The 19,347-nt window shown below is 43.3% G+C and carries 25 protein-coding genes and 1 tRNA gene; 5 read left to right on the top strand and 21 right to left on the bottom strand.

Annotation, left to right across the window (positions count from 1 at the left end; translation table 11 throughout):
- Nucleotides 1–157: 157 nt before the first annotated feature.
- The 6 genes from ACX9NY_RS03075 to ACX9NY_RS03050 all read right to left on the bottom strand — a co-directional run bounded on the left by ACX9NY_RS03075 (nucleotide 158) and on the right by ACX9NY_RS03050 (nucleotide 3,057).
- Nucleotides 158–475, bottom strand: a complete 318-nt coding sequence (locus tag ACX9NY_RS03075; protein ID WP_036614722.1) for a DUF1292 domain-containing protein — start codon at nucleotides 473–475, stop codon at nucleotides 158–160.
- Nucleotides 476–572: 97 nt separating this feature from the next.
- Nucleotides 573–1,127, bottom strand: coding sequence for a copper amine oxidase N-terminal domain-containing protein (locus ACX9NY_RS03070; protein ID WP_253439155.1), 555 nt, complete (start codon nucleotides 1,125–1,127; stop codon nucleotides 573–575).
- Between the two features lie 199 nt (nucleotides 1,128–1,326).
- Nucleotides 1,327–1,527: a hypothetical protein gene (locus tag ACX9NY_RS03065; RefSeq protein ID WP_133385501.1), complete on the bottom strand. Its 201-nt coding sequence runs from the start codon at nucleotides 1,525–1,527 to the stop codon at nucleotides 1,327–1,329.
- 74 nt (nucleotides 1,528–1,601) lie between these two features.
- Entirely contained in the window at nucleotides 1,602–1,781 is a 180-nt protein-coding gene (locus tag ACX9NY_RS03060; protein ID WP_017687398.1) for a hypothetical protein, read from the bottom strand.
- A gap of 109 nt (nucleotides 1,782–1,890) precedes the next feature.
- Nucleotides 1,891–2,457, bottom strand: coding sequence for a YdhK family protein (locus ACX9NY_RS03055; RefSeq protein ID WP_472477018.1), 567 nt, complete (start codon nucleotides 2,455–2,457; stop codon nucleotides 1,891–1,893).
- Between the two features lie 180 nt (nucleotides 2,458–2,637).
- Nucleotides 2,638–3,057 (bottom strand): organic hydroperoxide resistance protein, encoded by a 420-nt coding sequence (locus ACX9NY_RS03050; protein ID WP_017687397.1) that lies wholly within the window; start codon nucleotides 3,055–3,057, stop codon nucleotides 2,638–2,640.
- A gap of 217 nt (nucleotides 3,058–3,274) precedes the next feature.
- On the opposite strand from ACX9NY_RS03050, the gene ACX9NY_RS03045 reads away from it, so the two are divergent.
- Nucleotides 3,275–4,486 (top strand): chromate transporter, encoded by a 1,212-nt coding sequence (locus ACX9NY_RS03045; RefSeq protein ID WP_472477016.1) that lies wholly within the window; start codon nucleotides 3,275–3,277, stop codon nucleotides 4,484–4,486.
- A gap of 216 nt (nucleotides 4,487–4,702) precedes the next feature.
- Here ACX9NY_RS03045 and ACX9NY_RS03040 read toward each other — a convergent pair whose 3' ends face one another.
- The 6 genes from ACX9NY_RS03040 to ACX9NY_RS03015 all read right to left on the bottom strand — a co-directional run bounded on the left by ACX9NY_RS03040 (nucleotide 4,703) and on the right by ACX9NY_RS03015 (nucleotide 11,205).
- On the bottom strand, nucleotides 4,703–5,389 hold the full coding sequence (locus ACX9NY_RS03040) for a hypothetical protein (protein ID WP_339235766.1): 687 nt from the start codon (nucleotides 5,387–5,389) through the stop codon (nucleotides 4,703–4,705).
- A gap of 2 nt (nucleotides 5,390–5,391) precedes the next feature.
- Entirely contained in the window at nucleotides 5,392–6,390 is a 999-nt protein-coding gene (locus ACX9NY_RS03035; protein WP_472477014.1) for a hypothetical protein, read from the bottom strand.
- Nucleotides 6,377–6,649, bottom strand: a complete 273-nt coding sequence (locus tag ACX9NY_RS03030) for a hypothetical protein (RefSeq protein WP_339235771.1) — start codon at nucleotides 6,647–6,649, stop codon at nucleotides 6,377–6,379. The genes ACX9NY_RS03035 and ACX9NY_RS03030 overlap by 14 nt, the downstream gene beginning before the upstream one ends.
- 203 nt (nucleotides 6,650–6,852) lie before the next feature.
- Nucleotides 6,853–9,063 carry a M1 family metallopeptidase gene (locus ACX9NY_RS03025; RefSeq protein WP_472477012.1) on the bottom strand — a complete coding sequence of 737 codons (2,211 nt, stop codon included), beginning with the start codon at nucleotides 9,061–9,063 and terminating at the stop codon, nucleotides 6,853–6,855.
- 225 nt (nucleotides 9,064–9,288) lie between these two features.
- Entirely contained in the window at nucleotides 9,289–10,923 is a 1,635-nt protein-coding gene (locus ACX9NY_RS03020) for a recombinase family protein (RefSeq protein WP_342570641.1), read from the bottom strand.
- 210 nt (nucleotides 10,924–11,133) lie between these two features.
- Nucleotides 11,134–11,205 (bottom strand) — tRNA-Val (locus tag ACX9NY_RS03015).
- Nucleotides 11,206–11,408: 203 nt separating this feature from the next.
- On the opposite strand from ACX9NY_RS03015, the gene ACX9NY_RS03010 reads away from it, so the two are divergent.
- The 3 genes from ACX9NY_RS03010 (at nucleotide 11,409) to ACX9NY_RS03000 (ending at nucleotide 12,695) form a co-directional block, all read left to right on the top strand.
- On the top strand, nucleotides 11,409–11,666 hold the full coding sequence (locus ACX9NY_RS03010) for a hypothetical protein (protein ID WP_339235781.1): 258 nt from the start codon (nucleotides 11,409–11,411) through the stop codon (nucleotides 11,664–11,666).
- Between the two features lie 237 nt (nucleotides 11,667–11,903).
- Nucleotides 11,904–12,347, top strand: a complete 444-nt coding sequence (locus ACX9NY_RS03005) for a GNAT family N-acetyltransferase (protein ID WP_339261478.1) — start codon at nucleotides 11,904–11,906, stop codon at nucleotides 12,345–12,347.
- 111 nt (nucleotides 12,348–12,458) lie between these two features.
- Nucleotides 12,459–12,695, top strand: a complete 237-nt coding sequence (locus ACX9NY_RS03000; protein ID WP_339235783.1) for a DUF3892 domain-containing protein — start codon at nucleotides 12,459–12,461, stop codon at nucleotides 12,693–12,695.
- A 75-nt stretch (nucleotides 12,696–12,770) separates the two neighbouring features.
- Here ACX9NY_RS03000 and ACX9NY_RS02995 read toward each other — a convergent pair whose 3' ends face one another.
- The 4 genes from ACX9NY_RS02995 to ACX9NY_RS02980 form a co-directional block, all read right to left on the bottom strand.
- Nucleotides 12,771–13,052: a hypothetical protein gene (locus ACX9NY_RS02995; protein WP_339235785.1), complete on the bottom strand. Its 282-nt coding sequence runs from the start codon at nucleotides 13,050–13,052 to the stop codon at nucleotides 12,771–12,773.
- Nucleotides 13,036–13,257, bottom strand: coding sequence for a hypothetical protein (locus ACX9NY_RS02990; RefSeq protein ID WP_145322936.1), 222 nt, complete (start codon nucleotides 13,255–13,257; stop codon nucleotides 13,036–13,038). Before ACX9NY_RS02990 ends, ACX9NY_RS02995 begins: the two co-directional genes overlap by 17 nt.
- Before the next feature lie 194 nt (nucleotides 13,258–13,451).
- Nucleotides 13,452–13,772 (bottom strand): DUF3889 domain-containing protein, encoded by a 321-nt coding sequence (locus tag ACX9NY_RS02985; protein ID WP_339235787.1) that lies wholly within the window; start codon nucleotides 13,770–13,772, stop codon nucleotides 13,452–13,454.
- Between the two features lie 56 nt (nucleotides 13,773–13,828).
- The gene (locus ACX9NY_RS02980; RefSeq protein WP_339235790.1) at nucleotides 13,829–14,137 is read right to left on the bottom strand and encodes a hypothetical protein; all 309 of its coding nucleotides are present in this window, start codon (nucleotides 14,135–14,137) and stop codon (nucleotides 13,829–13,831) included.
- A 257-nt stretch (nucleotides 14,138–14,394) separates the two neighbouring features.
- Here ACX9NY_RS02980 and ACX9NY_RS02975 point away from each other — a divergent pair, with 257 nt between their 5' ends.
- Nucleotides 14,395–15,297 carry a manganese catalase family protein gene (locus ACX9NY_RS02975; RefSeq protein ID WP_091014199.1) on the top strand — a complete coding sequence of 301 codons (903 nt, stop codon included), beginning with the start codon at nucleotides 14,395–14,397 and terminating at the stop codon, nucleotides 15,295–15,297.
- A gap of 139 nt (nucleotides 15,298–15,436) precedes the next feature.
- Here ACX9NY_RS02975 and ACX9NY_RS02970 read toward each other — a convergent pair whose 3' ends face one another.
- The 5 genes from ACX9NY_RS02970 to ACX9NY_RS02950 all read right to left on the bottom strand — a co-directional run bounded on the left by ACX9NY_RS02970 (nucleotide 15,437) and on the right by ACX9NY_RS02950 (nucleotide 19,329).
- Entirely contained in the window at nucleotides 15,437–15,874 is a 438-nt protein-coding gene (locus ACX9NY_RS02970) for an Imm8 family immunity protein (RefSeq protein ID WP_339235794.1), read from the bottom strand.
- Nucleotides 15,875–15,927: 53 nt separating this feature from the next.
- Nucleotides 15,928–16,356, bottom strand: coding sequence for a DUF5071 domain-containing protein (locus tag ACX9NY_RS02965; RefSeq protein ID WP_339235796.1), 429 nt, complete (start codon nucleotides 16,354–16,356; stop codon nucleotides 15,928–15,930).
- Nucleotides 16,357–16,404: 48 nt separating this feature from the next.
- Nucleotides 16,405–16,974, bottom strand: a complete 570-nt coding sequence (locus ACX9NY_RS02960; RefSeq protein ID WP_472477007.1) for a DUF3221 domain-containing protein — start codon at nucleotides 16,972–16,974, stop codon at nucleotides 16,405–16,407.
- A gap of 66 nt (nucleotides 16,975–17,040) precedes the next feature.
- Entirely contained in the window at nucleotides 17,041–17,370 is a 330-nt protein-coding gene (locus tag ACX9NY_RS02955; protein WP_472477005.1) for a hypothetical protein, read from the bottom strand.
- Nucleotides 17,371–17,613: 243 nt separating this feature from the next.
- Nucleotides 17,614–19,329 (bottom strand): ABC transporter ATP-binding protein, encoded by a 1,716-nt coding sequence (locus tag ACX9NY_RS02950; RefSeq protein ID WP_339235803.1) that lies wholly within the window; start codon nucleotides 19,327–19,329, stop codon nucleotides 17,614–17,616.
- Between the last annotated feature and the right edge of the window lie 18 nt (nucleotides 19,330–19,347).

Here is a 19,347-nt window from a genome sequence, read left to right as displayed (position 1 = left end):
GCTTGGTCTTTTTTTTATTTTGTCGGACAAGTGAGTTTGCATTTTCCCGTCTATTTCGTCGTTCAATCAGGTCATAAACAGCTCGTCCACCTCTTTAAAAGCAAACAAAAGGCCCCCTGAAATCAAGGAGCCTTCATGTTATGTTCCAAAAGAATGACTATTCTTGTGATGCAACGAGTTCGTTGTAAGCCGCTTCAACGCGGTTCCACTCTTCTTCGTCTTCAATATTGTAGAGCACCATTTCCTCGTCTTCTTCTTCCATACGCAGGATGATGCCGTCAGCTTCAGGATTGTTACGTTCCAGCAGGAGCGCATAAACATGCTTCTCCACGTCAAACGTCTCCACCAAAACCATCTCCACGTCTTGGCCGTTCTCGTCTGTTAATGTGAGAAGGACTTCTTCATGCTCGTGGTCGTGGTCGTGGTCTTGCCCGCATCCGCAGCCATCGCCGTGTTCATGTGTGTGATCGCTCATTGAAATACCTCGCTTTATAAATAGAAATTGTGTAACCTTGCATATCGTAACATGTTCAATGACCCAGGTCAATTTAACTCACAGGGTTATTTCCGCTTCAATCGTTCAGCGCTGTAATGATTTTCTCCGCTACCAGGACGTAACTGCTGTTTGCATTTTCTTTAATATGAAAGCCGACTTGATACTTGCCGGCACGACTGAAATCGTACGTAAAATCGTAAGTACGGAACCAGAAGTTATCCTTCTGTGTTGTAAGCTCCTGTGACTGGATATCCTTCACCTGACCGCTTGGATTGGTAATCGTTACTTTCACCGCAGCTACATCTGCTGTCAGACTGTCCACTTGGGAAAATACATTGAATTTCAGCTTCCCTACGTTAACGTTGCCAAATACAGTGTCTCCCTTGAAGAGAAAAATATGTACATTCGGTTTGATCACCGTTACTCTCTTGTTACTGCTATCCCATTTGACGACGCCTCCAGCTTCCCTTACAGGTACATAGGTCGTTCCATCAATGAGATAACCTCCATCAGCTGCTTCCTTGCCGTTAATGAGAACACGAATCTTCTCGTTCACCGAATCTGCAAACAATAAAGACCCGCCGAGCAAGGAGAATACCGTGACACAAAGCAATACTCGTTTCCATTTCATCCCGTCAATATTCCCTCCCCTGCTGCTAGCTGTTGTACATTTATACTGTACATTCATCCACAAAGTTGCGCTGTTTTTCATCATTTTTCATTTTTTATCCAGAATTTTTTCCACCCCTTGGAATGCACAAATAGAGGCTCTCCTCATTAAAGGATGCCTCTGTTCTATTCATGTTATAACTACGGAATTAGACGAAGGGTTATGATGAAGTATGGCGGGTCAGGATACAGGGAACACCCTTGCCTATAGCCCCTTCGATTCGCATCCGCGCAGCGTAATCCATGCCTCGTGTACATGGTGTTTTACATCTCTCGCATACATCGGAAGTGACCAACTTCATGGATACACGGATTTTGTCACTCTTTAATGCGGGAGCTTTCTTTCCCTTTGCTTTTGCCATCCCGGATTCCCCATTTCCCCAAGTGCTTACTGATGTAATGCATCATATGGGGATCCGCCCGGTTGTGTGTCTATTTAAAATACGTATTTAAATAATAAAAATATGACAAGGAGGATACCCCCGAGAATGAGCCAGTTGCTGATTTCATACCAAATGCTTTTGCCTCCGGACAGGTATTTCTGTTCATTCTCCTGATGACGCTGACGGTGTGTATCCGTCTCAGAGCCATGGGGTGGTTTGCTAAAATCCATCATAAGTACATTCCCCTTTCAGCAGTTTTGTATAATCTTAATACCATTATAACCCATAATTGAGTATGAATTTGATTTTTCTGTATAAAAGAGCTTTTTCATGCAATTGGTTCTATTGGATCGCAGATAATTCTTCTTCTATGACCCATTTGTGGTTTTTTATCAAATCTCCCCCTGTTGTCGGGGTGTAATCAACCATATATACCGTTGTTTGTTCAGCAGACTCAATTGTGGCCTTGGCACCCTTCATTCCTTTCATGTGATCAGCGCTTAACAGCACCTCAGAACCTACCTTATACGATTGATCGGTATGGTCCTGTATTTCCTCATGAATAACCCATTTATGATTCTGCACGGGATCTCCGCCTGTGGTTGGGGTATACGTCACTGCATATACCGTAGTCTCATAAGCTCCAACAATCTTTGCTGTTGCCCCCTTCATGCCCGACATGTGATCGGCAATCATCATTGCCTGGCTTCCTACTGGAAAGGTAGGATTGCTTTTCTCCCGCAATCCTTCCGGTAGCTCTCCAGATTCAGAATGGTGCATCTCACCTGCGGTGGCTGTATGACTGTCATCGTTACTCTCTATAGTCTGCTGAGTCTCCTTGCCACATCCACCCAAAATCAAACTGCTTACGATCAAGATAGTCGATATGTTCATTAAGTACTTTTTCATGTGTCCGCACTCCTTTAATTGTATTTATATCCTTTATTATACCCCCTATAGGTATATCGCAATCATAATTATTGTTTTTTCCGGTTAAGGCGCATCTTACAACGGAGCAAAATAAATCAAAAAAGCCTCCGATTTCTCGGAGGCTTCTTATCAAGAACAAATCATTTCAGTGATTACACCTTACGCCAGTTCCACGTTAACATTCACGTTCCCTTTGATTCCTTTGGAATATGGGCAGTAGTCATGAGCAAGTTTCACAAATTTCTGTGCTGTCTCCTCATCCAGACCGAGAATTTTAACTTCCAAATCAACTTGAAGTTTCACGCCGTTATCCTCAGAGTCCGTCACCAACATCACGGTTGCAGCAACAGTACTTCTTTCAATTTCAACTTTGTGTTTTTTCAATTGAAACTCCAGTGCGGAGTTAAAACAAGCGCTATACCCTGCTGCAAACAACTGCTCCGGATTGGTAGCTGTCGTCACTTGTCCTCCCAGTTCAGGTGGTGCAGCAACATCCAACATAAACACGTTATCTGGAGATTGTACGATTCCTTGACGTCCACCTGTATTGATGACTGTTGTTTCATATAATGTTTTCATTTGTAAAACTCCTTTAGTTGATTGGATTTATGTTGACTAAAATTCGACTTCTCTTGTATCGCTAACAATTACATTGTACACAATTTAATTGTGCATGTAAATAGTTGATGTAAAAAAATAATACAGTTTAATGCTGAGTTTAAATGAATAGCGATAATGAGGTTTATCATTGTAGGCATCAGATAACCTAAGTTGAACTTAAGGAGGAATAACACGTTTGGAGAATAATTCATTTCTAACCCCGGACAAGCCCAAACATAAATCCAGGGCTCTCTATGAGGTGCTAGCTGTATCAACCAGACTCGGCCTGACTTCATTTGGAGGACCGATCGCTCATCTTGGTTACTTTCATGAAGAATATGTTCGCCGTAGAAAATGGATGGATGAACGTAGCTATGCAGATTTAGTTGCGCTGTGTCAATTTTTGCCCGGACCTGCCAGCAGTCAAGTCGGGATTGGAATTGGCATTATCCGCGGCGGATTGCTGGGGGGACTGATGGCTTGGCTTGGTTTTACACTTCCATCTGTCATTGCGTTAGTCTTGTTCGCTTTTCTTCTGCAAGGATTTGATATTAGCAGTACTGGCTGGATTCACGGTCTGAAAATTGTTGCTGTAGCTATTGTCGCTCAGGCGATATGGGGCATGGGGCAAAAACTAACTCCCGACCGCTATAGGGCAACCATCGCTATCTTTACTGCAGTGGCGACTGTTGTGTGGCAGACTGCATTCACTCCAATCCTTTTTATTGTGATAGCAGGCGTGATAGGTATGATCCTATTTACTAAAATGACCGAGTTTAAAACAGTAGACTTGTCTGTCCCTATGAATCGTAACTTGGCAATCGTCTGTTTGGCTACGTTCTTTGGAATTCTGATTTTTCTCCCGTTACTCACTCCCTTTGATCGTTCGGGGTGGCTGTTATTCTTTGATAGCTTCTACCGTTCAGGATCACTCGTATTTGGCGGAGGGCATGTTGTGCTTCCGTTACTGGAACGTGAATTCGTTCCTGCAGAGATGATCAATAAGTCCGACTTTCTGGCGGGATATGGAGCAGCACAAGCTGTACCCGGACCATTGTTCACTTTTGCCGGTTATTTAGGAGCGATGATGCGTGGGGTTTCAGGAGCTTTGGTTGCAACGATCGCTATCTTTTTGCCAGCTTTCCTTCTGATCGTAGGCGTATTGCCCTTCTGGAGTGCTTTATGTAAAAGCTCAAAAACCCAAGGAGCATTACGCGGAATTAATGCAGCTGTTGTAGGTATTTTGCTGGCGTCGTTGTACGATCCACTCTGGACAACTGCGATCCTGACGCCTGTTGATTTTGCACTGGTATGCATGTTGTTTCTAATGCTCGTTTTTTGGAAAGTACCACCCTGGATCGTCGTCGTTGCTGGTGCAGCAGGCGGTACAATGATGAACCTTTTCTAAATAAAAAAGGTACCCCAACACTGCACTTCTTTTTCAAAGCGTCCGTGTTTAGGTACCCTATTACTGCCAGTGAGTTATTGACCGATCCATGCAGATCATCTTTTTTTCTCTTTATCATTCCAACTCAAGTTTCTCAAATCCGAGCTGGCCTAGCTTGTCTACACTCTTTCTTCAAATCAGGCTCCTTGTTGGTCTTCAGATTTCTCCCCAGTTTGATTAGTTACTCCAGATATCCACTTTCATCTGCGCACATTTGAAATATTTGGCCTCAGCCTTGCTTGTGGTGAGTTTCAACAGACATTGCAGTTCTCCATGTTGGAACAACCCACCACTCAGGTCAGCAGCAACACCTCCATACTGATCATCCGCACCAAGCCACACGGAAGGTCTTTCGAACCCCGCCGAGAACTGTAACCCGGTGCAGAGCAGCACGGTCAGGTTCTTTCGATTCTGCGCTTCATCTCCCGCCACACCTTGCGTAGTGAAGAAAACCATGTTTTGCTTAAAATCCGTGTACGTTCCATCTGCTTTATAGGCTCGGACCATCCCATACTTCTGATTAACGTTATGAAAAAAGGTGATACCAGCCTTGCTATCCTTCGATTTGATGCCAACCTGAACCGATATTCCAATATTGCCGTTGAATTGTAGCGCTTCCAAAGTGACTGCAATTGCTGTTACTTTGGAGCTGTCAATCAGATGTTTCATTTTCAACTCTGCCGTCGCTCCTGCTGTGGTCGGGGTTGTAACTGTTATGGTTCCTCTATCGGGCAAAGGCTCAAACGTAGGGGTGCCCACCACCTCCACCCAATCCGGTAACGTTCCGTATAGAAAATCGGCCACAAGCTGCTTGTGGACCTTTCCAAAGGGCACAATCTGACCCGCTGCATCTCGTATAATCATCTCTACACCCCCACCGAATAAGCTACACCGATATTATGATCGGTATTGTAATACACGTACACTACCCCGTCCATAACGGACACCATCAAGGATTGCATATTGGTCGTTTCCCAATTCAATGCCGGAAAATATATATCTGAAGGTTTGTCTAGCAATTGACGGAAGTCTGCGCTGATCTTGGCAATAGCAGGCCGAGCTACTGTCGTAACCCCACCTGAAGCATAAATCGATAGCATACCTAACCACCACATGCTCCCTTTGTACATAAATACACCTGCATTGGGTCTCGAAATGTTTTCTTCCGCTGATAAAGTCGCATCATTGCCACCCATTAATGGTCTTGGATCAGCTAACCAGCTACGTCCGTCATGAGAATGCCAGATACATTTACGGCCAAAGTCACCGCCGCCCATTACCGAAAAACCGATCCATTTGCCACCATTTCTAAAACAGGAAAAATAACCGGTATGACCATCACCTGGGAAACCGGGAGGTTTGTCCAAAATCAAACCCACTCTTGTCCAATTAATCATGTCTACAGAGGTCGCAAGTGCCGTTGATTGATTGATCCCAAGTCCGTTTTGTTGATAATACATAAAGAACAATTGTTCTTCATCGTTCCAGATCACAAATGGCGTTTCCGTCGAATTCCCAACCACAGTATCGAGATATACCTGTCCGTGTTTGGTCCATGGTCCTGTCGGACTGTTGGAATACGCAAGTCCAATTCCACCGATACGATTATGGTTAGTGGAATACGTAGCATAATAATCTGCTTTTGCATCAGGGATAAGCCCCTTCACTTTGATCGCTCGAAACCAATAGATCGATTGAAGACCCGCCATTGCAGCGGTATATATAGGATTGTCCATTTTTTTATCAAATTGAGGCGTGTACATCCGTCTGGATTCTGCATCGCAATAATCATAAGGCGCAATGGCCCTGTTGGCCTTCATCGCTGCGCCCAGTGCTGCCTGAGCAATATTTTCAGTCATGGACATGGGAGCTCAACTCCTTCGTGAACGGGGTATTACCCGTTACCGGTCGCGAATATAAAACATCCGAAGCGTTCATTAATAGGATTGAAAAATCAACAACATTACCCTCATTCGCAGCTGACTCCCGAGAAATACGAATGATAGAGCGAATTCTAGCACTATATGAATACGCTTTCATTTTAGTCATTCCTTTAATGCCTTTACAGTTGTACTCAGCAATTGTGCCTTTCATTGGTACGCCCGGATAATGTTGATCCTTCATATTAATCCCTCCTATTGTTTTCTCCCGATAAGTATATTCATGAAGTTACCTTTATGTTAAAGCATTATGCCCATCTTGCAGCCTATTATTCTAAGTCTGGTTTTTCATATAACCAAACATTTGCTTATGTTAACAAGACGAAACAGGCTAACCCATAATAATAGGCTAACCTGTTTAACTGAAGAAACTGCAAAACTAACTACTTATTCCTCCGCAAAAAGTGAAGATAAGGGATTGGCTACTTTTTTATCGGATTGCTCCTTGCCTTGGTTATCCAATACATAGTACTGGTAAAAGTCGCTACTGAATCCAATAGACTCCTGCATTTTCAGCTTAAAAGCTTCAAATACCGCATTGCTCAGATGATCCTCATTCCAGAAATAATGAAGCATTAATCGATTCTGGTTATAGGGATGTTTGATCACGTACGCACCAGCGGCAAGAGGTTGATTCATGGTATTCTTCCAAGGAAAACCAGTCTGTTTCGTCCGATCAATAATGTTGAATTTTAAAGCTTGTACCAATCCGTTTGACTTGGCATTGCCAATGACAATAAGGTTGCTGTTGCCGATCGCTTTTCTCATCTTTTGCTTCAGCTCCTTGCGATCCCGTACAACGTCGTACTGTATCCCGCTCATATCAAGGAATCCGGTCAACTGATGAACGATATCTTCCTGCTGTTTGGCTGCAAGCTTACTCACCTGATCGCTGAGCACAATGGTTAATTCCTCGCCTTGAAGGACTTTGTCCATCAATCGATTCATCACTTCATAAGGCAGATTAGGGATCATACCCATGACAGCCTGATATTGCGCTTGTAAGATATCATGCACATATGCAGCGGTCTCTTCTTTGGATAATTGGTATTCAGGCTTTAAGACAAAATCAGGCTGATATAGGGCTGTTTGCATTTCTGCGCGCACTTCCTTACCAAGCACATCTTCAATGGTTTGAAGAAGCCCCTCTATTGTTGCATTTTGATACACGTAGCGTTGGAAATATGTTCTCATCAACTCGTCAAATTTCTCTTCACCGACGGAACGGTAAAGCTGATAGATCGCTTGTCGCCCCTTCTGATAATACACCAGACCGGCTAACTCCCCGGCTCCATCGTTTGTTGACGCAATCGCCATATCTACGGGCGCAGTGTCAAACTGTATAGATCTGAAACCATTTAGCTTATCTCCCTGTTTCTCGGCAAAATACACCATGGAGAAATCGGCAAAGCCTTCGTCCAGGAAGGATTCGGTCTCTGAGTTATTACCAATCAATGCATGGAACCACTGATGTGCTATCTCATGAACAAACGTTGTATCTTCTTCTGGAACCTTACCCGTTTGAATCTGGCCCATCTGAATGAGTCTCGCATACTCCACGGCAACGCCTTGTACATACGTCTCGACAATTCGGAACTCTGGATAAGGATACTTACCGTATTTCTCACTATAAAAATCAATGACCTTAAATGCCTGATTAATGTATCGGTCAACGATCTCTTTCTTGGATGGATCATCGTTGAAATAATAGTATTCCACCGTCAGACCGTTACGGGTAGCGCGCTCCACTTGAAGATTAGGACTGGCAAAGAAAACAAACTCTCTCGTATTCTCGGCTACGGCAGACACAATCTTACGCCCATGTTCTGTACTGTTTTGAGTGGAGATCATGCCAGGCATGGCTACCTGATACTCCTCAGGCACATTAAATTGGACTTCAAAGTCGGACGAGGTGTAATAATCGCTCTCGAATGATCGACTATACGGTGCCTTATTCCACTGCTGCTTGACCTCATCGTATACAGACATCACCGGGAACCAGTGTGCACCATTAATTATATCCTTGTAATAGGAAATTCGCTGTGAGCCATAAGGTATATTCAGATGGAATTCCAATTGTAATGTTATCGATTCGCCTGGTTGAACGGACTTTTTCAACTGTACAGTCAGCGCTTGGTTTTCCTTATGGAAGTCCAGTGACTGTCTATCTGCTGTTACAGCCTGAATATCAATGCCACCCAGAAAGTCCTCCGCTGTCTTCTCGGGATGATCTTCACTAATCTGTTCATTGTTCTGTTGGAACATTGAAGCCTGTGTGGACTTGGAAAGGTTCGCATCAGCATATGTATGCAGGACCAGTTGCTGGAGTGTATCCTTGCTTGTGTTGCGATACGTTACCTTCTCGCTCCCCTGGATCGTCATGTCTTTCTCATTCAGCCGAGCCTGGATCTGGTATTGAATCGGGGACTGCTTTAGGGAGTCTTTCTGTGTGTTAGGTATGTTCATAGATACAGGTGGGACCGCTTCCGCTACCACAACCCCCATGTTGGCAAGTGGACTTGTTGCCAGTATTAAAGCCAGTGTACCCGCGATCCCTACTCTGGCTAACTTTAATGTAAATGGATTTGAATAATTCATAAGTTCTCTCCTTCTCCTGTTCTATATTGACCTCAGAACCAAGTATAGAAGAGGAACCTTATGATGAATTTATGTTTTATTTAAGTTTTGTTTAAAAAGAGGAAGAGAAACTGAAGCACTCGGAAGCGTATTCATGTTTGTATGTAAAAAAAGAAAAGAAGCCTTACATCATAAGGCTCCTCGTGTATGATCTGTAGTGGGCTCGAACCACTGACCCCTACCCTGTCAAATAAGTGAGCTCTTGGTATCCTTTCTCTCTCTGTATAGATGACCGAGTAATTCTTTTATTCCAGCCTTGATTTCGACCGATATTTTATCTTTACTAATGTAGACCACTTCTAGCAATGTGCATAACATCATTTTCTTCTTTTCTGTAGAAGCTTTTGTAAACACATCCCGCCAAACTGGGAGATCATCTTTTAGAGTCTCCATCTCTGATATCTCCATTTTTTTGGAGAGTAACAATTTCTCTATTCCCTTAATATCTTCAGAAGTTTTCAGAATTTCGTTTTCTTTTTTATCGATAAGAGCATTGAGCATTTCTGGCTTGAATGCACTCTTACCCATTATAGCTTTTGGAACCTCAGCGTTTAATACCACAAGCTCCTCATAGTGCTCTTCCAGTAAATTTTGCATTGTTTTAATTCTTTCCTCTTCTTGAAAAAAAACTTTCTTTTTTATCAATTCAATTTCCGATTGAAAATCTATTGTTCTGAGTTCACTTAAGTATACTTCCACGCTTTCTAAGACTTGTCTCTCTACCTTCTTTGAAGAAAATGTTGCCTGTCCATCACAATCCGTCTTTCCTTGCAATTTTCCACTACAGCGATAACTTTTATTTTGATTGTATCGAACAATTTCTCCATTAGCTGCTTTGTATTTATTTACAAATGTAGTCGTAGTCAATCTAGAGTTACAACAACCGCATCTAGCTAATCCAGTTAAAAGTAAACTTCCCTTAGTGCTCATGGGAATGGAATTTTCATTTCTGTTTGGATTCTTAGGGTTCTTTTTATCCCTTATATCCTGTACAGTATTCCAATCCTCTTCTGAAACTATCATTAATTCAGGGATTGGTTTTGAAAATATATCGTCCCCTTTTTCTTTTCTATACCTCATCACTCCTTTGTAGATTGGATTCTTAAGTATAACGTTTACTGTTGGAGCACCCCATTGTTTTGCTTTTCTTGTCGGAACATTTTTTTCGTTTAGAAGTTTAGCTATTCTTAATTGCCCGTATCCTTCTTCAAGCACTAGTCGGAATATTTCTTTTACAATCTTTGACTCTTCTTCGTGCTTGCCCAGTTTTTGCATTACTTTTCCTTTTTTATTTACATTACCGGAATCAACACTTTTATACCCGTAGGGAATACCTCCTCCCCTGAAAATACCATCTTCGACCATCTGTTTATGTTTTTCATTGACACGGTCAGAGATTTTCCTACTTTCATCGCTTGACTGCCAGAATCTTAAGTAGTTGACCATCCGATCGGTGTTTGCTTCAATTTTTTGCTGTCCTTCTATTACAGACCACATTTCAACCCCTTTGTTTACAAACCACTCAAGTACAAAGGGGGTCTCATCATCTTTTCTTCCAAGCCTGTCAAACATAAATACCAACAAAACATCGAATAAGCCATTCTCTGCATCTTCTTTAGCCTGTTGAATAACATCACGCTTCGAGGCAGGTACTTTGAAACCTGATACCCCTTTTTCGGTATATTCCTTAACTAGCTTCCATTCATCTTGTTTCTCTACCATCTTCCTGCATGCTCGTTGTTGCATTGGAATATCGTTTCCATCCATCTGTCCTTTTGTGGACACTCGATATAGTGCTGCAACACGTTTTGTTTGTCCCATTCCATCAACCACCATATCTTTTTTCTGTATTATTTTTATCGATATCCGTAACTACTTTAACTGCTTAATTTAATCCAAATTATACCATTAAGTATATTTATTATCAACAAAAACCACCTACATATATTATCAGAGATGGCCATAATGTTATATAAAAAAACAACTCCTCTTGAGATATAATTCTCAAAAGAAGTTGCCCTTTTTTTCATATAGGACGAGTGGGGATCGAACCCACGACCCTTACCCTGTCAAGATAATGCTCTCCCGCTGAGCTATCGCCCTGTAATAAATAGGATGTATCCATCACGATCATAATGCTATCTTTAGCTGAGCTAACAGATCATGATATATAATTATTTCCCAATCAAGTAACAGTATCATATCAAGTAACCGTGTTCATTGTCAATGATTTATTTGGTTATAATTCACTCGAAATGGTGCACAATAAAGGAAGATTACCATATCTACAACGAGGTGAATTCTCTATGAGAAACTTAACAAAACGGTCAAAATCCAATACACATACATTTACCAAATGCTTCTTTTTTTTCGTTGGGCTTATGATTGTCATGACAACCCTTACCGGTTGCGGCTTGGAACGGGATGAACATACGGTTCAATTCCAACAGTTAAAACAACCCAATGAAAATGATGAATCTCTACCCGTCTGGCTGGACGTATACTCCAAATCGGTAGTTCAAGATGTATATTCTCCGCGAGGAAGCAGTGAAGTTTTGCCGTGAAGGTAAGAGGTAGATTACTCTTCTTCATCCCACTTACGTGAGTATGCTTTCTTGGTCACATAATACAACAGAATAATCATTCCCGCCGACATTAACAATGTAATGACCATGATGCCTGCCATGCCCATCACTACCCCCTCCTCTCCCAATATGTCCCAGACTTCACTATACAGGAAAAACATTTTTTTGTATAATTCAGTCTGATATGTCGCGCAAGAGCAGAAAGAAGGAATGGAATTGGCAGCTGAGATTAGTTATGTAACGACGCAAGAACAACTGGAACAAGCCCTGGGTATTCGCAATCACGTTTTTGTGATCGAGCAACAGGTTCCTGCCGAGATTGAGATTGATCAATACGATGTCATTAGTCCGGATGTGCATCACGTATTGTTAAGTACGGATGGGCAAGCTGTAGCTACAGGACGTCTGATCTATTACAGCAAGGATACGGCCAAAATGCAGCGGATCGCGGTGCTTGAGTCTCATCGTTCATTCGGTTATGGACGCGTGCTTCTGCTCGCGATGGAGGAACTGGCACGTGAACTCGGCTTATCCTATTCCGTACTGGATGCTCAATGTCAGGCGCAGAAATTCTATGAGAAACTGGGCTATGAAGTGATTTCAGAAGAACCTTTTTATGATGCAGAAATTCTGCATGTTCGTATGAAAAAGAGTCTGTAAAACTTCGGCATTGGCGGTCTTATGAGCATATAGTGCATACTTCCCAGGAATTCGGATAGGCTAATCAGGTAAACAGATTCCTATCTCGTCATATAAGGAGAGTGTGACATCATGGATCAAACAACACGCGAGAGTTTCACAGCCGTACAGAAAAATGGCGACGGTGACCTGACAGCCTTTCAGACTTCAGCAGGACGTATACTGGATTACCAACAAGCACTTGCAGAAGTAAAGGCTGGCGCTATTGCCGGCGTGAATGTATTTAAAGGCAAAGATGGCGAAATGTATATTCGCGGCGATGCCGACGGTGACCCAACCAACAACCTGGACCAACTTCCCCAATTCTAAAATAGATGCACAGATCGTTACGTGTTACACAGAAGCGCCAATTCGGTTATCCGGGTTGGCGTTTTCTTATTATGATTAATAGTCCGTAAAATATTTTACGGAGTCCCCGGAAGGCTGGCTTTTGCGAATTGGCTGTTGTACCTGTTCCCATGCCTGCAAGATCTGTATCCCTTCGAGAGTAGACCGATTCTCCCAGGCGATGTGCCCGGTTCGTTCAAGCTCCAGCAAAGACTCATGAATGTAAGCTCTGCTTCGTCCCGTCTTGGTCTCCAGTTCATCCATACGCGGCAGCCTGCGCCGTTGTCCTGCATAGTTCACCATAATCCGCAAAATCTTACGTTCAAAGTCGTTCAGCATACTTTACCTCCCCATTCATATCCGTAACAGGACGCCATGCCAGAATACCTTGCTCCAGAAATGTTCGGGGTGAGCCTTCTTTTCCCGCTGATGCTCTAATCATCCCGCCACGTACACTGTTAATTCGAATCTGTCGCTGCGTAATCTGCCCTGCACGATCCATGTAGACAAGCTCCACCATCTGGCCAATATATTTCCCTAGCATAATCATCCCTCCGATAAGAACATTTGTTTGTATTTCATATTATATGCGAACATAAGTTCTTTATTCAATAGTAAAAAAAGGATTTTGCAAAATAAAAAAAACCAGACTTTCCCCTTTGATCAAGGGGGTCTGGTTCCTCTAATAATGCTGCTGATATAACTACATTTCTTGTAATAATCCGGTTCAGTAACGGATCAGTGTCGATCGGATTCCGAAAATTGCACTTTCTTTAATTGCTGTGTAGATGGATTAAAATCAACATTCACATAGACCGCGAACTGCTTGCCGTCTTTGGCACGAACCCATAGCTTGAACTGTTCCCGTGATTGATCCGCTGTTAGAGAGGTACGGCCGATGTGCTTATAGTCCAAAATATCCACATTGTACTTTGTCTGTGTTTCTTTGACCGCTATAATTCCCCACTTCGCATAATCAGGGATAGAGGCACCTGTACCAGATGTTATTCCAGCTAAACTCAGGACTACAGACATGACGGTAACAATGAGCATTCTCATTTCACTCACTCCTTGGGACAATATGTTTCTGTTATATTGCCCGTCCGGGTTTCATTTTACACGAATAAACGAAAGATCCAGGCCAGTGGCCGTAGGGAAAAAGGAACCACATGAACAAGCCGGTCCAACGAATCAGGAGGCTCCGTCCGGAAACTCATTCCCCAGTCACCCGAGAAAACGTGTTGTTGTGTCTTCGGCTCCTCAGGACGATCCAACCCGTATTTCTTTTCAAGCCTTTGCCTCGTTTGTTCATCCACCTGAACCTCGTTCGTAACGTCATATGCTGTGACAGGCTCGCTGCTTATGTACATCAGCATCATCAGAAGGATCGGAATCCACACTATTTTTACCCAACGTTTGTTCATCTTTAACTCCTTTATGTACCTTAATTCTCTTGTATCTGGCAGACCCATTTAAAGGTTAGATTATACATAAAATTCACCGTATTGGAAATAACAACAGGGAGAAGATATGCAGCATTTGATATGCAATACTTAAGTCCCATTTGGTTGATTTTATGTTTAAAAAAGGGAATAACCGTGTAATAGGCCATGACAGCCTGACTTCATGATCTAACATTTCTACAGGATCTGCAATACCACTTTGAGGAGGTTACACCCCAATGTTCAAACGCTTGGATGAAATCCTGATTGAGATTCCCAATGTCGAGAAGCCCGATCCGAATGCAGCAGCAGCCATACAAGAGTTGCTCGGCGGCAAATTCGGAGAAATGTCAACGTTGAACAATTACCTCTATCAATCATTTAATTTTCGCTCCAAAGAAAAACTGAAGCCCTTCTACGACCTGGTCATGAGTATTACGGCCGAAGAATTGGGACATGTTGAGCTGGTGTCTCACGGGATTAACAAATGTCTTAGAGGATCAACCGAGTACAAAGAACCCGATGATACACCGTTAGGTTCCGTGAAAGATGCTCGTCTGTCTTATCACTATCTGGCAGGTGCACAAGGCGCAATGCCTTTTGACTCTATGGGTAATCCATGGACGGGAGCAAACGTCTTCAACAGCGGAAATCTGGTCGAAGATCTGTTGCACAACTTTTTCCTCGAATGTGGAGCGCGTACGCATAAAATGAAGGTATATGAAATGACAGATCACCCGGCAGCCCGGGAAGTGGTTGGTTTCCTGCTGGTACGTGGCGGCGTGCATGTTGTTGCATATGCAAAAGCCCTTGAGATTGCAACTGGCGTCAATGTAACCAAACTCGTTCCTATTCCTTCACTGAACAACAAAGCTTTCAATGAGGCTCGTAAATATGAAGAAAAAGGGGTACACACCAAGCTGTACACCTATAGTGATAAAGACTTCAATGCGATCGGTCAGATCTGGAAAGGAACTCACCCCGAAGATGGACAACCTCTTGAAGTCATCCAAGGGATACCTGAAGGATTCCCGATTCCAGAAGCCCCTGCGGTGGAAGAAGAATTCGCCCCAGGCATTTCGCAAGAAGACTTTAAGGAAATTGCTCGCCGTCTCAAGATGGCAGGAAATATTGCGGATTAAGCTAGAGTTGTACATGCACTGTTTAAAACTAATAAGCCCTCGATACTGTCAACACAGTATTGAGGGCTTTACTGTCTTCTAATCCATCAACAATCCGCGTAAGGTGATTTTGAAGGTAAATTAAATTCTCATTTTTAACTTAATCAGCGTCTTCAATGGAATGTTTGTTGATCATCTGCCATAGCTCTTCCTCACTATTTAATCGTATAGAATCTGTATATTCCCAACTGAAATAAGGGGCAAGATTTTTAACTACATCTTCCCAGGTTTCTCCTTGCTGTTTCATAAGAATTTGATTTATTTTTTCGGATATTAATTCGAAATCCAGTTTATTAACAATAAAGTGCCTTGCACCTAATACGATATCTGTTCCATCTCTAAGTTCTTTTTCTAAAGCTTTCGGAGTTATGATTGTAAAATCAAAATTATCCTCACCTTCAGAATCTTCCGTCCCAATACAGGCTGTACCTGACAAGTAAAAATCGTCTCCAATATCTTCAGATCTCGTGAATTGTAACTTGCCATGGATATTCGGATCTCCAGTAATAATAAGGTCTTTCAAAATCAGTTTAATCACGTTTCGCCCCTCTTAGGTATCTAGTTTCTTCAATTTTCTTGTTGCACCAGTTTTTATGTATGCAAACTCCCATCTCCACTTACCTCTCGTTGGTCTCCCTTCATCTTTTCCAAAAGCTCCACGATAACCTCATCCAACTCCTCTAGTATCTCGTCATGTGTAGGGGACTCTAGTATCCTTACCAAATCCGACCGTAGCATACTGAGATGAGATACAGGCAATCGATCAATCAATCCAACCAAAATGAAATATTCCCACTGTGGATCTTGGGTTTGCAACACATCCTTAATATAAGGAACTAAGTCCTCCCCCAATCTCAATAGTAGATCCTCTACCGGCTCAGAGATCGGCCAATTCCCGTCTTGTAACCACTCCATAAGTTCTGGAATAATGCCTTTCAACTCTTCATTGCCAAATTCATTTAACTTACGCACCGCTTCAAAATCAAACTTGTCGCGGGGAAGACGCGCCCTCATATCCATTGAATTTTCCTTTCTCATCTATATTACATAATGATATACTCCCTCTTGTTACTCCTCTGGCTCTACATCCTCTATTCTGATATCAATCCGATCTTGATTCTTCGTCGTTGACATCGCATCTATCATGCGAATCGTCCACGTTCCTGCATCCTGATCAAATTGTACATCCTCAATCACAGGAACACGTAATTTTTCTCCATCTGGTGAGTATAGTCCACCCCGAATGGCGTCTGCCTCACTTAGATGGGCACCGTCTGGCGTATTTGGACAAGATACCGCTATCTTTTCTGCTCTGGCCTGTCCGGGATAGGGCTGATTTTCCGGGCCTCCATCCGTCCAGACTTCAACATAGGAGCCGATCTGTGGATCAGGTGAATTGGAGAACCATTTTGCCGGATAATATCGATCGGCTCCTCCATTGGAACTGTTATCTCGGTAGGCGGGATCAACCACAAGAATGGAATCGTCTTTACGATCAACCACATAACCAGTGAATCCATCTTCACTTGGTGCATCGGCTTGAGTCTGCACGGAGTTGCACTCGATCTGTCCTGAACATCCCGTAAGGCATACGATCAGGATGGAGAACAATATATGGACTCGACGAAGATTGGTCATATGTAATCCCCCTTTTAACAACACCTCTTCCTAAATTTAACGTTCCGTATCAGGTTATTGTTGCATTCACTTCCTTATATCCCTTTTGTACACATACCTGCCCCAGACCACCAATGTTGCGCATAACAAGACAGCACAGTAGGCCCAGACAAATAACATGGCAAGCCCTAACCCGATGTTGGCATCCAGGCGTTCATCAAAGATCTCTGTGTATAGCGAAAAACCGAGTGGCACAGCGCCAACAATGAAAAGTCCAATGGACCATCCACCCCAGCGTCGTAAACCGGACCCCGCACGAGTACTGGAAAGTTTGCGAATCCCTTGAATCAGAAGCCACCAGATCAGAATAAATAATAGACAGGTTATAAGAATTTTCAACATATCGTTCATCTGCATCTCGTTCGCCTCCTACGCTATAAATAATGATGAGTATATTAGCCAAGCAAAGTTTGAGACTTGATGATTATTACCCGTTTCCATGTTTCTGATCACAGATGATCACAGGCAGACACAATTCAGCACCCCAGACCTACATCCTATTCACATTACAGAAAAAAATGCCATCGTCTTGACTCCTTCCAAGTCATGAACGATGGCATTACATCTCATATTAGCATTGTTAAATCTACATCGAACAGGTTACGCGCCAAACTGCGCATAGTGAAGGCGGCTGTAGACCCCACCTGCTGCGAGTAATTCTTCATGACGTCCTTGCTCCGTAATGCCTTGTTCGGCTACTACAATAATGCGGTCCGCATTTTTGATCGTTGCCAGCCTGTGAGCGATGACCAGTGTAGTCCGGCCTTCGGACAGCTCAGCCAGCGATTGCTGAATGGCTGCTTCCGTTTCTGTATCCAGCGCGGATGTGGCTTCGTCCAGAATTAGAATCGGTGGGTTTTTCAGGAACATGCGAGCAATGGACAAACGCTGTTTCTGTCCACCGGACAACTTCACGCCGCGTTCACCAATCAACGTATCCAACCCTTCCGGCATCGATTGAATCAAAGACTCCATCTGTGCTCGTCTGGCAGCCATCCAGATTTCTTCTTCGGATGCATCCAGCTTGCCGTAGGCAATGTTCTCCCGGATGGTTCCATCGAAGAGGAATACGTCCTGTTGTACAATTCCGATATGACTACGCAAGGAATCCAGCGTCATATTCTGAATCTCCTGCCCATCAATCGTGATGCGACCTTCCAGCACATCATAGAATCGCGGCAGCAGACTGCACAACGTTGTTTTACCCGCCCCGGATGGACCGACAAGAGCGACCGTTTCGCCAGCTTGCACGCTCAGATCGATACCTTTGAGCACAGGCTCCTGATCCGAATAACCAAAGGTCACTTGCTCATAACGAATATCTCCACGTAAATGGGATACCGATACAGCCCCTGGACGATCTTCCACATCCGGTTCCATATCAAGCAGCTCTGTATATCGTTTGAAGCCTGCAATCCCCTTCGGATACGTCTCAATAACCGAGTTGATCTTCTGAATGGGTGTCAGGAACACATTGGACAACATGATAAATGCTATGAACTGACCGTAAGTCATGCTGCCGTTAATGACAAACCATGTTCCGCATACCAGAACAAAGAGGGATACCAGCTTCATCAGCATGTAACTGACAGAGGAGTTCCAGGCCATGATTTTGTATGCAATCAGTTTGGTTTGACGGAAACGACCGTTGTTTACTGCAAATTGTGCTTTTTCATGCTCTTCATTGGCAAAAGCCTGAACAACACGGATACCTGTAATATTATTCTCTACACGAGCGTTGAAGTCGGCAATATCTCCGAACATTCGGCTGAATGCCTTGGACATCTTGCTGCCAAAGTAGAGCGAGAGATAAATAATCAGTGGCACGATGATAAAGGTTAACACCGCCAAATTTCCGTTAATGCTCATCATGATGCTGAATGCACCGATCAGTGTCATCACCGCGATAAATACATCCTCTGGACCATGATGGGCAATCTCACCGATATCCATCAGATCGTTAGTCATGCGGGACACGAGGTGTCCTGTTTTCGTATTATCGAAGAAACGGAACGATAACTTCTGCACATGATTAAACAGACTTTTACGCATATCCGTCTCGATGTTAATCCCCAGCTTGTGTCCCCAATAGGTAACTACGAAGTTCAGAAAGGAATTCAGGAAGTAGATGCCGAGCAATGCCAGACACGCCCATAGAATCCAGTCCCAGCGTCCTCCTGGCAGCAGATCATCAACTACCCGGTTGACCGCCAGTGGAAAAGCCAGTTCAAGCAGCGCGACCAGAATCGCACAGCTAAAGTCAAGAATAAAGAGCTTTTTGTAAGGCCTGTAATAGGCAAAGAAACGGCGAAGCATGGACTCAAGTCCTCCTTA

This window comes from Paenibacillus sp. CB74, from assembly GCF_055687625.1.
Note: the sequence above shows the minus strand (reverse complement) of the source record. Positions and strands in the feature narration are given on the sequence as shown.

What these genes read in the sequence shown, in the direction of transcription:
- ACX9NY_RS03075 (WP_036614722.1), bottom strand. Translation starts at nt 475, where the DNA reads ATGAGCGATCACACACATGAACACGGCGATGGCTGCGGATGCGGGCAA.
- ACX9NY_RS03070 (WP_253439155.1), bottom strand. Translation starts at nt 1,127, where the DNA reads ATGAAATGGAAACGAGTATTGCTTTGTGTCACGGTATTCTCCTTGCTC.
- ACX9NY_RS03065 (WP_133385501.1), bottom strand. Translation starts at nt 1,527, where the DNA reads ATGGCAAAAGCAAAGGGAAAGAAAGCTCCCGCATTAAAGAGTGACAAA.
- ACX9NY_RS03060 (WP_017687398.1), bottom strand. Translation starts at nt 1,781, where the DNA reads ATGATGGATTTTAGCAAACCACCCCATGGCTCTGAGACGGATACACAC.
- ACX9NY_RS03055 (WP_472477018.1), bottom strand. Translation starts at nt 2,457, where the DNA reads ATGAAAAAGTACTTAATGAACATATCGACTATCTTGATCGTAAGCAGT.
- ACX9NY_RS03050 (WP_017687397.1), bottom strand. Translation starts at nt 3,057, where the DNA reads ATGAAAACATTATATGAAACAACAGTCATCAATACAGGTGGACGTCAA.
- ACX9NY_RS03040 (WP_339235766.1), bottom strand. Translation starts at nt 5,389, where the DNA reads ATGATTATACGAGATGCAGCGGGTCAGATTGTGCCCTTTGGAAAGGTC.
- ACX9NY_RS03035 (WP_472477014.1), bottom strand. Translation starts at nt 6,390, where the DNA reads ATGTCCATGACTGAAAATATTGCTCAGGCAGCACTGGGCGCAGCGATG.
- ACX9NY_RS03030 (WP_339235771.1), bottom strand. Translation starts at nt 6,649, where the DNA reads ATGAAGGATCAACATTATCCGGGCGTACCAATGAAAGGCACAATTGCT.
- ACX9NY_RS03025 (WP_472477012.1), bottom strand. Translation starts at nt 9,063, where the DNA reads ATGAATTATTCAAATCCATTTACATTAAAGTTAGCCAGAGTAGGGATC.
- ACX9NY_RS03020 (WP_342570641.1), bottom strand. Translation starts at nt 10,923, where the DNA reads ATGGGACAAACAAAACGTGTTGCAGCACTATATCGAGTGTCCACAAAA.
- ACX9NY_RS03010 (WP_339235781.1), top strand. Translation starts at nt 11,409, where the DNA reads ATGAGAAACTTAACAAAACGGTCAAAATCCAATACACATACATTTACC.
- ACX9NY_RS03000 (WP_339235783.1), top strand. Translation starts at nt 12,459, where the DNA reads ATGGATCAAACAACACGCGAGAGTTTCACAGCCGTACAGAAAAATGGC.
- ACX9NY_RS02995 (WP_339235785.1), bottom strand. Translation starts at nt 13,052, where the DNA reads ATGCTGAACGACTTTGAACGTAAGATTTTGCGGATTATGGTGAACTAT.
- ACX9NY_RS02990 (WP_145322936.1), bottom strand. Translation starts at nt 13,257, where the DNA reads ATGCTAGGGAAATATATTGGCCAGATGGTGGAGCTTGTCTACATGGAT.
- ACX9NY_RS02985 (WP_339235787.1), bottom strand. Translation starts at nt 13,772, where the DNA reads ATGAGAATGCTCATTGTTACCGTCATGTCTGTAGTCCTGAGTTTAGCT.
- ACX9NY_RS02980 (WP_339235790.1), bottom strand. Translation starts at nt 14,137, where the DNA reads ATGAACAAACGTTGGGTAAAAATAGTGTGGATTCCGATCCTTCTGATG.
- ACX9NY_RS02975 (WP_091014199.1), top strand. Translation starts at nt 14,395, where the DNA reads ATGTTCAAACGCTTGGATGAAATCCTGATTGAGATTCCCAATGTCGAG.
- ACX9NY_RS02965 (WP_339235796.1), bottom strand. Translation starts at nt 16,356, where the DNA reads ATGGATATGAGGGCGCGTCTTCCCCGCGACAAGTTTGATTTTGAAGCG.
- ACX9NY_RS02960 (WP_472477007.1), bottom strand. Translation starts at nt 16,974, where the DNA reads ATGACCAATCTTCGTCGAGTCCATATATTGTTCTCCATCCTGATCGTA.
- ACX9NY_RS02955 (WP_472477005.1), bottom strand. Translation starts at nt 17,370, where the DNA reads ATGCAGATGAACGATATGTTGAAAATTCTTATAACCTGTCTATTATTT.
- ACX9NY_RS02950 (WP_339235803.1), bottom strand. Translation starts at nt 19,329, where the DNA reads ATGCTTCGCCGTTTCTTTGCCTATTACAGGCCTTACAAAAAGCTCTTT.